Below are 12953 nucleotides of genomic sequence, written 5' to 3'. Positions count from 1 at the left end.
GGGCCGGTCAATGCGCTAATCTTCGTGACGGGCCTCGACCGGCCTGCGCAATCATAATCCAGCGGGTATAATCCGACGTCAGGCGAGCATAATCCGGCGTCAGGTGGGGCCATCGGTCTGGTGGGTCGCGCTGGCGTTGCGGAGAAAACCCTCCATGCGTTCCAGCGCCGACGGCGTCAGCGCTATCGTGCCGCCGGCCGCATGGGGTTCGATCTGTCCGTCGGCGACGAGATGCGCAAGCCAGCGCTGTCCCACCCCCGGCGGCGTACCGGTCGCCGCGATGAGTTCGCTTTCGGACATCGCATGGTCGTTCGCCTGCGCGACGAACAGACGCAGCATCATATTCCAGGCATGCTCGTCGAAGATGTCGCTCGGAAAGACCTCGGTCCGCAGGGCACGCACCCGGATGAGGTTCTCGGCCGTCCGCGCCAATGTGTTCTTCGCCGACTCGGTTTCGATGGTCATATCAGATGCTAGGCCGGGCAAGACGGCCGTGCCACAGGAAAAGACTGCCGGCGTCGGACTAATCCAGTATAAGATATATGGACTTAACTTTGTGAATTGCGAACGCCTGTGAGGCGGGCAAACACGCGGCATGGCAGATGGGCAGGACGATAATGGCGCGTTGCGCGAGGCGATCGCGCGAGCGTTGCTGATCGCCGACGAGCGACTAGATCATCTCGTCGGGGCGTTGCTGGCCCAATGTCTCGATGAACTCGATCGGAAGGGTACGCGCGACGCCTGATCGGCCGATCCGGCGTTCGGGTTGTCGTTTTGTTGTCTCTTAGCTTCGTCGGTACTCGGATCGCAGAACGGCGGCTTCGATCGTCGGATGATGTCCCGGCATGCATAAAGGACAATTGACTGCCTGAGCAATGGTTGCCATGGCAATGATATGGCTTTCTACACCAAGGCAGCGTTCGGGCCGGACTGTTCGCTCGGCTATCTCGCGCGCCGGATTCACCAGATCGGGCAGAGCCTGATCGAGCCCGTCTTCGCTGCGGAGGGCATGTCGGGGACGCAATGGTCGGCGCTAATGTCGATGCTGGCGGGACGATCCTCGACATGCGCCGATCTCGCGCGCGACCTTTCGCACGACAAGGGCGCGACGACCCGGCTGGTCGACGCGATGGAGCAACAGGGCTGGGTAACGCGGTCGCGCGCGATCGACGATCGCCGGGTGCTCAATCTCGAACTCACGCCGGATGGCGAGGCGGCGGCGATCCGCTGTCGCGACCGCATCATCACGTACTGGAACGTCCTGCTGACGGACTGGGATCGTGACGAAATCGAAAAGCTGATCGAACTGATGCAGAAACTCCGCACGACGCTCGACGATGCTCTGACCGAAGGACTCAGGCCATGAAATTGGGGGCCATGAGATCGGGGGCCACGAGATCGGGGGCCATGAGGATATGTTTGGCGCTCGCGCCGGTGGCGATGACGGTGACGGTGGCGGGGCTGCTGGCGGGATGCGCGATTCCCGCCTCCAAGGGCATCGTCGAGCCGGTGTCGACCACCGTGCTGGGACTGTCGACGGATGCCGCACCGGTGATCGCGGCCGACTGGTGGCGCGGGTTCGGCGATCCGCAACTGGACCGGCTGGTGAGCGACGCGGTGGCGGGCAATCCGTCGCTCGACGCGGCGCTCGCGCGGGTTGCGCAGGCGCAGGCGGTGTTGTCGACGAACCGCGCGGAGAATGGCCCGGACGTGACGCTCGATGCGCAGGAACAATATGCGCGGTTGAGCGGGCGGTACACGATCCCGCCGCCCTTTGCCGGGTCGACCCGGTTCGTCGGGACGGTTGCGGCAAACCTGTCGTGGAACCTCGATCTGTTCGGGCGGCAGAAGGCGGCGATCGCGGGCGCACGCGCGTCGGTGCTCGCGGCGGCGCTCGACGTGGCGGCGGCGCGGCTGGCGCTGTCGGGGGCGGTGGTGCAGACCTATATCGACCTCGAACGCGCCGAGGCGCAGGCGGGGATCGCGACGCGGACGATCGCGACGCGCGAGAATACGCTGCGGCTGGTCAACGTGCGGATCCGCAACAAGCTGGGCAGCAAGCTGGATGCGCAGGCGGCGACGACGCTGCTGGCGCAGGCGCGGCAGGCGCTGGTGCGTGCGCAGGCCGCGCAGGTGCTGGCGAAGAACGCGCTGGCGGCGCTGGCCGGGCGCGGGGTGGATTATCCGGCGACGATCGGCGCGACCGCGTTGAAGCTCGATGCGGTACTGCCGTTGCCGAGCACGGTGCCGGCCGATCTGCTCGCGCGGCGGGCGGATATCGGTGCGGCGCAGGCGCGGATCGAAGCGGCAGCGGCGGGGCGTCAGGTGGCACGGCGCGCCTTTATCCAAACGTGAACCTGGCGGGGTTGGCAGGGTTCCAGGCGGTCGGGCTCGGCAATCTGGTATCGCTCGATGCCGGGACGGTGGGCGTCGGGCCGGCGATCCATTTGCCGATCTTCGACAATGGCCGGTTGAAGGCCGATCTCGCGGGCGCGACCGCGGCGTTCGATCTGGCGACCGCAGACTATAACGACCGGGTGGTCGGTGCGGTGCGCGAGGCGGCGGATGCGGTGGCGCGGATCGGTGCGCTGGACGCCGACCGGCAACGACAACGCGAGGTGGTGCGCGGCTATGCCGAGACCGGGCGGTTGAACGCCATTCGCGTGTCCAGCGGGCTCGATAGCCGGCTCGACCTCGTCGACAACGACGTGCGGTTGCTCGCCGCCGAACAGGCGGATGCCGATCTTGCCGCCAATGCAGCCCAACAGCGCGTCCAGCTGGTGCTGGCGCTGGGTGGCGGTTTCGATTTTCAGGATGTGACACGATGACCGATACGCAGACCGATCCGGCTCCCGCACCGGCCCCCGCACCCACTGACGCACCCGCACCGGCCGGCAATCCGAGAGCGCGCAAGCGGGCGCTGACGATCCTCGGCGTCGTCGTCGTGATCGGCGCGATCGTGTGGGCGGTGTTCCATTTCCTGCTCGCCGCGCCCGAACAGGAGACCGACGACGCGTATGTCGCAGGCGACGTGGTGGCGATCACCGCGCGCGATCCGGGGCAGGTGACCGCGATCCATGCCGACAACACGCAGGTGGTGAAGGCGGGGCAGCCGTTGATCGACCTCGATGCGGCGAGCGCGGATGTCGGCCTGGCATCGGCGGAGGCGGAGCTGGCGCGGGCGGTACGCTCGACCCGGTCGGACTTCTCGAAGGTGAACGAGACCGGCGCGGCGGTCGTGCAGGCCGAAGCCGAGCTGGCGCGGGCGCGGAACGATCTTGCGCGGCGTCGCGGGGCGGCCGCGGAAGGCGCGATCTCGGGTGAGGAGCTGAGCCATGCGGCGGATCAGGTGAAGGTGGCGGCGGCGACGCTGCAACTCGCGCGCAGCCAGCAGGCCCAGTCGCGCACCGGCGTTGCCGGCACGACCGTGTCGAACAACCCGGCGGTGATGGCGGCGATCGCGGCGTATCGCCGCGCGGCGATCACGCGCAGCCACATGCATGTGGTCGCGCCGATCGACGGGGTGGTGGCGCAGCGGACCGTGCAGCTCGGGCAGCAGGTGTCGGCGGGGATGCCGCTGATGTCGGTGGTGCCGCTCGATCGCGTCTGGGTGGACGCGAACTTCCGCGAGACGCAGTTGCGCGATCTGCGGATCGGGCAGCCGGCGACGATGACGGCGGACATGTATGGCGACGACCTGGTCTATCACGGGCGGGTCGTCGGGCTGGGTGCGGGCAGCGGCAACGCGTTCGCGCTGCTGCCGCCGCAGAACGCGAGCGGCAACTGGATCAAGATCACCCAGCGCGTGCCGGTCCGCATCGCGCTCGACAAGGGCGAATTGCGGCGCAATCCGTTGCGGGTCGGGCTGTCGGTCAACACGATCGTCGATACCGCGGACAAGTCGGGGACGATGGTCGGGCGGCCGGCGGTGGCGGCGTATAAGGGGCTGGCGACGGGCGCGGGCGATGCTGCGGTCGAGGCGAAGATCCGGCAGATCATTGCGGCGAACCGGTGATGATCGGGCGGTATCAGGGGTGGTGAGCAAAGAGGGTGTGGCGTGCCTGACTGAATTCGGCATGCCCTTCTTGTTCTCCGCGAAGGCGGGAGCCCAGACTGGGCTCCCGCCTTCGCGGGAGAACAGGAAGGGGCGGTTCGCTGTGTTGGGCGCACCACCCCGGCGGAGGCCGGGGCCCAATTGGGGAGGTGGTCGTAATGGAACGTCGTCCTCTATCAGCAGCGTTTCCCAATTGGGCCCCGGCCTTCGCCGGGGTGGTGCTTGTTATTTTGGCTTCGCGCTTGATCGGAGCGCAGCATAATGGCCGCTCCCTCAGGTCCTGGCCCAGCCCCACTCGTCGGCGGCTCGCTCGCGCTGACCGCGTTCGCGCTGGCGCTCGGCACGTTCATGCAAGTGCTCGACACCACTATCGCCAACGTCTCGCTGCCGACGATCGCCGGCAATCTCGGCGTCTCCAGCGACAACTCCACCTGGATCGTCACGGCGTTCGCGGTCGCCAACGGTGTCGCGGTGCCGCTGACTGGCTGGCTGATGGGCCGGTTCGGGGTGGTGCGGACGTTCTGCGTGTCCGTCTTCCTGTTCACGATCGCGTCGTTCCTGTGCGGGATCGCATGGGACCTGCCGTCGCTGATCGGCTTTCGTATTCTCCAGGGCGCGGTATCCGGACCGATGATCCCCGGCAGCCAGGCGCTGCTGATCGCGATCTTCCCCGTCCACAAGCGCTCCACCGCGCTCGGAATCTGGTCGATGACGACGTTGGTCGCGCCGATCATGGGACCGATCCTCGGCGGCTACATCTCCGATAATTATCACTGGAGCTGGATTTTCCTGATCAACGTGCCGTTCGGGATGTTCTGCGCGTTCGTGTGCTGGAACAAGCTCGGCAAGCGCGACACGCCGACACGGAAACTGCCGATCGACCAGGTCGGATTGATCCTGCTCGTGGTGTGGGTCGGTGCGCTGCAGATCGTGCTCGATCTCGGCAAGAACGACGACTGGTTCGCCGCCGACCGGATCGTCATCGCGGCGGTCGTCGCGACGATCGGCTTTATCGGGTGGATCATCTGGGAGCTGACCGACGCCAATCCGGCGGTGAACCTGTCGCTGTTCAAGAGCCGCAACTTCACCATCGGCACGATCGCGTTCTGCCTCGGCTATGCGGTGTTCTTCGCCAATACGCTGCTGCTGCCGCTGTGGTTGCAGACGCAGCTCGGCTATACCGCGACCTGGGCAGGCCTTGTCGCGGCGCCATCGGGGGCGGTGGCGGTGATCCTGACGCCGTTCGTGGCGCGGCTGAGCGGCAAGATCGACGCACGCATCCTCGCCACCGTGGCGTTCGCGTCGTTCGGCTACTCCTATTATCTCCGCTCGGGCTACACCACGGGGGCAAGCTTCTACGACCTGATGCTGCCGTTGATGGTGCAGGGGATCGCGATGAGCACGTTCTTTCTCGCGATGCTGACGATCTCGCTCGACCGAATCCCGGCGGAGCGGCTGCCGTCCGCGACCGGCATCTCGAACTTCGCGCGCATCACCTCGGGCAGTTTCGCCGCGTCGATCTTCACGACGGCGTGGGATCGCCGCGAGACGCTGCACCAGAGCCGACTGTCGGAGGCGATCGGGACGGGCTCGCCCTACCAGATGGCGCAGGGCGCGCTGACGCGGATGGGGCTGACCGACGTCCAGGCAGCGGGCGCGATCACCCGGCAGATGGTGGCGCAGGCGTATCTGCTCGCGTCGACCGACCTGTTCCGCCTGTCAGCCTGGCTGTGTCTGGCGATGGTGATCATCGTCTGGTTCACGCGCCGTGCCAGTCCGCCGCAGGGGCCGATCGCGGCGGACTGAGGCGAACTGTCATTTCCTTATGACAGGCGGTCGATGACCCGCTGACCGGGGCAATAGAAACGTTATCGCAACCACTTGCCCCTAACGCTCCGTTTACCAGTTACGAAATGCCTGTGGGGGCCAGAAACCATGACGATCAAGACCACCGCTTTGCGGGTCGCAGCCGCGTGCCTTTTATCCGGCGCGATGCCAGCCTGGGCCGCCGCGCCCGTGACCTGCACCCAGTCCATCAACACGCCACGCCTGGTCTGCGACGAGGGCGCCTGCGTCCGCGTGCCGGTCAAGGATCTGTGCGATGCGGTGCGCGCATCCTATCCGGTCAAGCGCCGGACAGCGAAGCCGCTCCAGATCGACGTGAACCCGGTCCGCGACGAACTGACGTTGTTGATCGCCAGCGTCAGCTGACCCGGTCGAACGTCAGCCAAGGAGCGCGAACGCGGCGCCGGGAACGGTGACCGCGAGGCCGGTCGGGGCGAGCGTCCCGTCCGGCAGGATATCGAGCATCGTGACGCGGTGATCGCGTTCGTGGACGACGATCATCCGGCGCTCTGCTTCCAGGATCAGGAAGAACCGCGGCGACAGGCCACCGCTGGCGACATGCTGGATGAGGGTCGCGTCGCCATGGGGATCGAGCGCGAAGACCGCGATGCTCTCATGCCCGCGGTTGGACACGTACAGCCGATCGCCCGCGGCATTGGCGCCGATGTGCGCCAGGATGTTCGCTCCCTGCCATCCATCGGGCCACCCGGTGGGAAGCGTGGAAAGCGTGGCACGTTCGCGCAACTCCGTTCCGACGAGGTCCAGCACGACCAGCGCGCTCGTGAGTTCGCAGGCGAGATACGCCGTGTGCGGGTGGCGGGGATGAAACAGCATATGGCGCGGACCCGAGCCGGGCGGCGCGGCGAACGCGGTGCGCGGCGCATCGAGCGTGCCCTGCTCGGCGTCGAAGGCGAAGGCGCGAACCTCGTCGGTTCCCAGATCGGTGGCGTACATCGTCCGGTTGTCGGGACCGAAGCCGACCCAGTGCGCATGCGGCGATTGCTGGCGGTCGGGGTTCGGCCCGTTGCCGCTGTTCGCGTGCACGATCGGCGGTGCGACCGGCATTCCGCTGGCATCGAGCCGGTACAGCGCGACGCTGCCGCTCGCATAATTGGCGACCGCGACGCAGGATTGCGTGGCGTCGAGCGCGACATGGCAGGGGGCCGAGCCGCCCGTCGTCACCTGCCCGAGACAGGTCCAGCCCGAACCCGCATGCCGATACAGCCCGAGCATCCCGTCATCGCGTTCGTCGACCAGATAGTGAAGATCGAACCGCGACGAATACACGCCGAACGAGGCGTTCGCGGCGGCGCCATAGGGGGCGCCTACGCCAAGCCGATCCCCGTCACCCGGCAACGGATAGAGGCCCGCGCCGCCACCGCCGGCATAGGTTCCGATCCAGCATGAGACGGGCAAATCGGAGGATTCGTCGAGCGCAGTCATCGGTCGCGTCTAGCGCCGTTTCGCCGCGGCGTCATACGGCTGCGCTGTCAGTCCGTGGGGTCAGGCCCTGAGCACGGCAATCAGTTGTTCGCGGTAGAATCGCGCCAGATCCTCGTGCATCCGAGCGACGTCGGCGTTGCGCGCACGGTGGGCGAGAACGGATTGATCGTCCATGCGGCGTTCGATCACGGAAGGGGCGGCAGCATATCCATCCCCACCGTGCTGAACCCGTTGTGTTGCGGTCGAATTTCAGGAGAGGGTTAATAGGCCCCGAGATCGGACAAAACGGCGGTTCGCGGGCTGGCATTGCCGTCGACCTTGGCCTACCGATCCGGAATGGGCGATCTGGATAGACTGGTTCCTTCGGGGATCATCGAGCAATGGGTCTATCACCTGCGACGGCAGCGTTCGCGCGCGTCGGATGCGATCTGGCTGATAGACCAGGGGTTCACGCTGCACGACGGCATGGACGGCGTGCCGCAGAACGACGCGACCGCCCGCTGGCGCGCCGAACAGGAAACCGTCGTCGAGGAAGTGACCGCTCTGCTCGCGCTCTACGACGGGATCAACCTCGGCAAGGTCGACATCGACTGAACGACGGCTCAGTTGGTGTCGCGGTAGCTTTCGCGCATCAGCCAGCCGGTATGCTGGAGCGCCGAACTCTGCGGCGGCTCGGCATTCGGCATCTCGGCGACCTGTTCAGCCGACGCCGCGAGCTGCAGATGATGGTCGCGCAGGACATTATGCGCGGTTCGCGCGGCGGCCGATCGAGACCGGCGGGCAAGCCCCTGCTCCTGCTCCGCGCGGTCCAGATGGTACCGAACCTGTGCACGCCACGCCTGCGTACACTCGGTCTCGGGTAGGCCCTGGTCGGTCATGATGATCTCCATCGTTCCAACCTGCTTGATACAGTTTAGTTGCGGGCGTGTTTCAAAAGTTAGTTAACGCGCTGGTTCGATCGTTCAGGCGGGCTTGGGCGCGACCTGCCAGCCGCCCCCCAATGCCCGGAACAGGTCGACCTGCGCGCCAGCGATCCGCGCATCGGCGGCGGCGAGATCCGTGTCGGTGTCGGCCAGCGTCCGTTCCGCGTCGAGGACGTCGAGGAAGTCGATCTGGCCTTCGCGCTGGCGGGCGCGGGTGATGCGGGCGGCGGTGGCGGCGTTGTCGTGCGCGGACTGCAACTGCGTGCGACGATCGAGTTCACGCGCGTAGTTGGACAGCGCGGTTTCGGTTTCCTCGAGCGCGGCGAGGACGCTGCCGTCGAAATTGGCGAGCGCACCGCGAGTGTCGGCTTCGGCACCGGCGATGCGCGCGCGCGGCTGACTGGTTGAGCGACCAGTTCAGCAGCGGGCCGAGCAGCCAGCGGACCGGGCCGCCGGTGAAGATGTCGCCGACGCTGAGCGCGGTCGAGCCGATCGATCCGCCGAGCGAGATCTGCGGATAGAGCTGCGAGGTCTGGACGCCGATCCGAGCGGTCGCCGCCGCGAGGCGACGCTCGGCGGCGTGGACGTCGGGGCGGCGGGCGAGCAGCGTCGCGCCGTCGCCGATCGGGATCGGCTGGTCGAGGCGGGGCGTGGTGGTGCGGGCACCGGCAGCCGCGGGCAGGTCCTGCGGGGTGCGGCCGGTGAGCGTGGCAAGGCGGAAGAGCGCGGCTTGGCGCTCGGCTTCGATCTGCGGGATGTTGGCGGCGCGCTGATCCCGCAAGGCTGCGATCCGGACCTGGTCGAGGCGGGCTGCACGGCCGGCGTCGACGCGCTTGCCGGTCAGCGTGTTCGACGTGTCGAGCAGGTCGACGATCCGCTTGGCGACCGCGAGGCGTTCGGCGGCCGAGGCTGCGTCGACATAGGCGCGGGTTGTTGCCGCGACGATCGAGACTCGTACCGCGTCTGCATCGGCTTGTGCCGCACCGACGTCGCCGCGCGCGGCTTCGACGTTGCGGCGGACTCGGCCGGCGAGATCGACCTCGTAGCTGACGTCGAGGCCGACATCGTAGGTGGCGCGCTGGCGGTCGAAACCTGGGAGGTTCTGGAGTTGCGAGGTGCGGGAATAGTTGCCGCTCGCGCCGGCGTTCACCTGGGGCTCGCGGTCGGTCTTGGCGCCGCGCAACGAGGCGCGGGCGCTGTCGAGCCGCGCGACGGCGACGCGGAGGTCGGTGTTCGCTGCCAATGCATCCGCGACGAGGCCGTCGAGGACCGGGTCGCGGTACATCCGCCACCAGTCGTTGTCGGGCGCCGTCGTGACGGTGGCGGCGTTTGCGGTGGCGAACGACGCCGCCGCCTTGGGTGGGGTGATCGGCGCGACATAGTCGGGGCCGGCGGCGCAGGCGGCGAGCGTCAGCGCCGAGAGGCTCGCGAGGAGGACGGACTTCATGATGCTGGTCCTATTCGGCTGGCTGTAGAGTCGCGGCGGGGGCAGCTGGGCCCCCGGTTGCAGGACGGCGGCGTTCGAACCGCATCGCCAGCGCCCGTGCGACGACATAGAAGGTGGGGGTGAAGAGCAGGCCGAAGCCGGTCACGCCGATCATCCCGAAGAACACCGCGGTGCCGAGCGCCTGGCGGAGTTCCGCACCCGCGCCCTCGGCGATCACCAGCGGCACCGCGCCGAGGATGAACGCGAAGCTCGTCATCAGGATCGGCCGCAACCGGTCCTTCGCCGCGCGCACTGCCGCCTCGACCGGGGTGAGGCCGTCCTGTTCCTCGGCCTGCTTGGCGAACTCGACCACGAGGATCGCGTTCTTCGCGGCGAGCGCAATCAGCACGACCAGGCCGATCTGCGTGAGGACGTTGTTGTCCATACCCCGCAGGTTCACGCCGGTCATCGCGGCCAACAGGCACATCGGCACGATCAGGATGATCGCGAGCGGCAACGTCAGGCTCTCATATTGCGCGGCGAGCACGAGGAAGACGAACACCACCGCCATGCCGAAGACGAGCGCGGCGGTGCTGCCGGCGGCCTTTTGCTGGTAGGCAATGCCGGTCCATTCATGCGCGTAGCCGGCGGGCAGCGATGCATCGGCAAGCTTCTCCATCGCGACCAGCGACTGGCCGGACGAGTAGCCCTTGGCGGTGTCGCCATCGACCTCGACCGCGGGGAAGAGGTTGTAGCGGACCACGCGGTACGGGCCGGTTTTGTCCTTGAAGGTCGAGACCGAGCCGACCGGGACCATCTGGCCCGAATTTGAGCGTGTCTTCAGGTTGGCGATGTCCGCGGTGGTGTTGCGGAACGGTGCGTCGGCTTGTGCCGTGACGCGGAAGGTGCGTCCCAACAGGTTGAAGTCGTTGACGAATGCCGAGCCGAGATAGACCTGCAACGCTTCGAACACGCGCTCGGGTGGGACGCCGAGAAGGTTGGCCTTGGCGCGGTCTACATCGGCGAAGATGCGCGGCGTGGCGGTGTCGAAGAAGGTGTAGACCTGGGCGAGACCCTTGGTCTGGTTGGCCTGGCCGATCAGCGCGTAGCTCGTCTTGCCGAGTTCGCCGTAACCGTGGCCACCCTGGTCCTGCACCATCAGGCGGTAGCCGCCGGCCGAGCCGATGCCCTGGATCAGCGGTGGCGGGACGATCAGCAGACGCGCTTCGGTGATGTCGCCGGTCGCCTTCTGCGACTCCGCCATGATGCTCGCGAGCGTGACGCCGAGTTTCTTGCGTTCCTCGAAGCTCTTCAGCGGGATGTACGCGGCGGCCGAGTTGGGGCGAGCGTCTGCGACGGGCCGTCGAAGCCCGCGAGCATCACCGCGCCTTTGACGCCGGCGAGCGGCAGGATGCGCTTGGCGACCTTCTGCATGACTGCATCGGTACGCTCGACCGACGAGCCGGGCGGAAGTTGGATGACGGTCAGGAAGTAGCCCTGGTCCTGTGCGGGAACGAAGCCCGACGGGGTGACCATGAACACGCCGACCGTGACCGCGATCAGCGCGGCATAGGCGACCATCATCCGCTTCGGCGCGGTGACCAGGCGTTGCGTGAGGCGGGCATACGCATCGCCCATCCGCTCGAACCCGCGGTTGAAGGCGTCGCCGGCGCGACGCAATGCGCGTGTTACGCGGTTGCCCGAGTCGGCGGGGGCGGTCGGCTTGAGCAGCATCGCCGCGAGTGCCGGCGACAGCGTCAGCGAGATCAGCAGCGAGATGATCGTCGCGGTCGAGATCGTCACCGCGAACTGACGGTAGAACGCGCCCGAAAGCCCGGTGAGGAAGACGGTCGGGATGAACACCGCGCACAACACGAGCACGATCGCGACGAGCGCGCCCGACACTTCGTCCATCGACGTCCGCGCCGCCTCCAATGGGGAGAGCCCGTGTTCGAGGTTGCGCTCGACATTCTCGACCACGACGATCGCATCATCGACGACGATGCCGATCGCGAGGACGAGGCCGAACAGCGACAGGTTGTTGAGGCTGTATCCGGCGGCGGCGAGCACCGCGAAGGTGCCGATCAGCGAGACCGGGATCGCTACGATCGGGATGATCGCCGCACGCCATTTCTGCAGGAAGACGAGGATGACGAGGACCACGAGGACCATCGCCTCGAAGAGCGTGTGCTTCACCGCGTCGATCGACTGCGCGATGAACTCGGTCGGGTTGTAGATGACCTTGTATTCCAGCCCCTTGGGGAAGCGCTTCGACATGCTTTCCATCTCGGCGGTGACGGCCTGTGCCGCGCCGAGTGCGTTCGAGCCGGGGCGCTGGAAGACCGCGGCGATGACCGTGGGCTTGCCGCTGAGATAGGTGTTGGCGCCGTAATCCTGCGCGCCGAGTTCGACGCGGGCGACGTCCGAGACGCGGACCTGGCGGCCTTGCGCGTCGGTGCGGATGACGACGTCGGCGAACTGCTTGGGATCGGTCAGGCGGCCCTGCGTCTCGACGTTGAGCTGGAACGCGCTGTTGCCCTTGTCGTACGGCGGCTGGCCGAGCGTGCCGGCGGCGACCTGGACGTTCTGCGCGCGGAGTGCCGCGACGATCTCGCCGGCGGTGAGGTCGAGCGCGGCGGCGCGACCGGGGTCGATCCAGATGCGCATCGAATAGTCGCGCGCGCCGAACAGCTGCACGTCGCCGACGCCGTCGATGCGGCTGAGGCGATCGCGGACCTGGGTCAGCGCGTAGTTGGAGATGTAGCCGCGATCGAGCGAGTTGTCGGGCGAGACGAGGTTCACCACCATCAGGAAGTCCGGCGACGTCTTGCGCGTGACCACGCCGAGACGCTGGACGTCTTCGGGAAGGCGCGGGACGGCGATCGCGACGCGGTTCTGGACGAGCACCTGCGCCGCATCGAGGTCCGTGCCGATCTTGAAGGTGACGGTGATCGTGACCCTGCCGTCGCCGGTCGATTGCGACGACTGGTACAGCATGTTGTCGACGCCGTTGATCTCCTGCTCGATCGGCGCGGCGACGGTCTCGGCGACCGTCTCGGCCGAGGCGCCGGGATAGGTCGCGCTGACGGTGACGGTGGGGGGACGATGTCGGGATATTGCGACACCGGCAGCGTCATGTAGGCGATCGCACCGACGATCGTGATGATCACCGCGATCACGCCCGCGAAGATCGGCCGGGTGATGAAGAAGCGCGAGAAGCGCATGGGAATTTCCTCGGTAGAGGGCGCGCGGGCCCGCGGAC

At 67.3% G+C, this 12953-nt stretch carries 12 protein-coding genes and 2 pseudogenes; 8 read left to right on the top strand and 6 right to left on the bottom strand.

Features of this window, described 5'->3' with window-relative positions:
• Window positions 1-99: 99 nt before the first annotated feature.
• Window positions 100-465 carry a hypothetical protein gene (locus AC0IX7_RS11420; RefSeq protein ID WP_471811972.1) on the bottom strand — a complete coding sequence of 122 codons (366 nt, stop codon included), beginning with the start codon at window positions 463-465 and terminating at the stop codon, window positions 100-102.
• A 130-nt stretch (window positions 466-595) separates the two neighbouring features.
• On the opposite strand from AC0IX7_RS11420, the gene AC0IX7_RS11415 reads away from it, so the two are divergent.
• From AC0IX7_RS11415 to AC0IX7_RS11385, 7 genes are all read left to right on the top strand, one after another.
• The gene (locus AC0IX7_RS11415; protein WP_471811970.1) at window positions 596-745 is read left to right on the top strand and encodes a hypothetical protein; all 150 of its coding nucleotides are present in this window, start codon (window positions 596-598) and stop codon (window positions 743-745) included.
• Window positions 746-895: 150 nt separating this feature from the next.
• On the top strand, window positions 896-1366 hold the full coding sequence (locus AC0IX7_RS11410; RefSeq protein ID WP_187505180.1) for a MarR family winged helix-turn-helix transcriptional regulator: 471 nt from the start codon (window positions 896-898) through the stop codon (window positions 1364-1366).
• Between the two features lie 41 nt (window positions 1367-1407).
• Window positions 1408-2355 carry a TolC family protein gene (locus AC0IX7_RS11405; RefSeq protein ID WP_471811968.1) on the top strand — a complete coding sequence of 316 codons (948 nt, stop codon included), beginning with the start codon at window positions 1408-1410 and terminating at the stop codon, window positions 2353-2355.
• Window positions 2352-2828, top strand: coding sequence for a TolC family protein (locus tag AC0IX7_RS11400; RefSeq protein ID WP_471811966.1), 477 nt, complete (start codon window positions 2352-2354; stop codon window positions 2826-2828). Before AC0IX7_RS11405 ends, AC0IX7_RS11400 begins: the two co-directional genes overlap by 4 nt.
• A complete protein-coding gene (locus AC0IX7_RS11395) occupies window positions 2825-4015 on the top strand; it encodes an EmrA/EmrK family multidrug efflux transporter periplasmic adaptor subunit (RefSeq protein WP_471811965.1) in 1191 nt (396 codons plus the stop codon). Before AC0IX7_RS11400 ends, AC0IX7_RS11395 begins: the two co-directional genes overlap by 4 nt.
• 300 nt (window positions 4016-4315) lie before the next feature.
• The gene (locus tag AC0IX7_RS11390) at window positions 4316-5860 is read left to right on the top strand and encodes a DHA2 family efflux MFS transporter permease subunit (RefSeq protein WP_471811963.1); all 1545 of its coding nucleotides are present in this window, start codon (window positions 4316-4318) and stop codon (window positions 5858-5860) included.
• A gap of 129 nt (window positions 5861-5989) precedes the next feature.
• Window positions 5990-6265, top strand: coding sequence for a hypothetical protein (locus tag AC0IX7_RS11385; RefSeq protein ID WP_471811961.1), 276 nt, complete (start codon window positions 5990-5992; stop codon window positions 6263-6265).
• A 12-nt stretch (window positions 6266-6277) separates the two neighbouring features.
• Here the strand turns inward: AC0IX7_RS11385 and AC0IX7_RS11380 are convergent, their stop codons facing one another.
• The gene (locus AC0IX7_RS11380; protein ID WP_471811959.1) at window positions 6278-7342 is read right to left on the bottom strand and encodes a lactonase family protein; all 1065 of its coding nucleotides are present in this window, start codon (window positions 7340-7342) and stop codon (window positions 6278-6280) included.
• A gap of 60 nt (window positions 7343-7402) precedes the next feature.
• Window positions 7403-7531 carry a hypothetical protein gene (locus AC0IX7_RS11375; protein ID WP_471811957.1) on the bottom strand — a complete coding sequence of 43 codons (129 nt, stop codon included), beginning with the start codon at window positions 7529-7531 and terminating at the stop codon, window positions 7403-7405.
• A 147-nt stretch (window positions 7532-7678) separates the two neighbouring features.
• Here AC0IX7_RS11375 and AC0IX7_RS11370 point away from each other — a divergent pair, with 147 nt between their 5' ends.
• On the top strand, window positions 7679-7936 hold the full coding sequence (locus AC0IX7_RS11370; protein WP_471811955.1) for a hypothetical protein: 258 nt from the start codon (window positions 7679-7681) through the stop codon (window positions 7934-7936).
• Window positions 7937-7944: 8 nt separating this feature from the next.
• On the opposite strand, the gene AC0IX7_RS11365 is transcribed toward AC0IX7_RS11370, so the two are convergent.
• From AC0IX7_RS11365 to AC0IX7_RS11355, 3 genes and pseudogenes are all read right to left on the bottom strand, one after another.
• On the bottom strand, window positions 7945-8220 hold the full coding sequence (locus AC0IX7_RS11365) for a hypothetical protein (protein ID WP_471811954.1): 276 nt from the start codon (window positions 8218-8220) through the stop codon (window positions 7945-7947).
• Window positions 8221-8304: 84 nt separating this feature from the next.
• Window positions 8305-9712 (bottom strand): annotated as a pseudogene (locus AC0IX7_RS11360) (efflux transporter outer membrane subunit).
• Between the two features lie 10 nt (window positions 9713-9722).
• Window positions 9723-12915 (bottom strand): annotated as a pseudogene (locus AC0IX7_RS11355) (efflux RND transporter permease subunit).
• Between the last annotated feature and the right edge of the window lie 38 nt (window positions 12916-12953).

This window comes from Sphingomonas sp. AC411 (genome assembly GCF_979253035.1).
Note: the sequence above shows the minus strand (reverse complement) of the source record. Positions and strands in the feature narration are given on the sequence as shown.

Excerpts from the sequence above, each read along its gene's own strand:
- AC0IX7_RS11420 (WP_471811972.1), bottom strand. The coding sequence starts at position 465 with ATGACCATCGAAACCGAGTCGGCGAAGAACACATTGGCGCGGACGGCC.
- AC0IX7_RS11415 (WP_471811970.1), top strand. The coding sequence starts at position 596 with ATGGCAGATGGGCAGGACGATAATGGCGCGTTGCGCGAGGCGATCGCG.
- AC0IX7_RS11410 (WP_187505180.1), top strand. The coding sequence starts at position 896 with ATGGCTTTCTACACCAAGGCAGCGTTCGGGCCGGACTGTTCGCTCGGC.
- AC0IX7_RS11405 (WP_471811968.1), top strand. The coding sequence starts at position 1,408 with ATGAGGATATGTTTGGCGCTCGCGCCGGTGGCGATGACGGTGACGGTG.
- AC0IX7_RS11395 (WP_471811965.1), top strand. The coding sequence starts at position 2,825 with ATGACCGATACGCAGACCGATCCGGCTCCCGCACCGGCCCCCGCACCC.
- AC0IX7_RS11390 (WP_471811963.1), top strand. The coding sequence starts at position 4,316 with ATGGCCGCTCCCTCAGGTCCTGGCCCAGCCCCACTCGTCGGCGGCTCG.
- AC0IX7_RS11385 (WP_471811961.1), top strand. The coding sequence starts at position 5,990 with ATGACGATCAAGACCACCGCTTTGCGGGTCGCAGCCGCGTGCCTTTTA.
- AC0IX7_RS11380 (WP_471811959.1), bottom strand. The coding sequence starts at position 7,342 with ATGACTGCGCTCGACGAATCCTCCGATTTGCCCGTCTCATGCTGGATC.
- AC0IX7_RS11370 (WP_471811955.1), top strand. The coding sequence starts at position 7,679 with ATGGGCGATCTGGATAGACTGGTTCCTTCGGGGATCATCGAGCAATGG.
- AC0IX7_RS11365 (WP_471811954.1), bottom strand. The coding sequence starts at position 8,220 with ATGACCGACCAGGGCCTACCCGAGACCGAGTGTACGCAGGCGTGGCGT.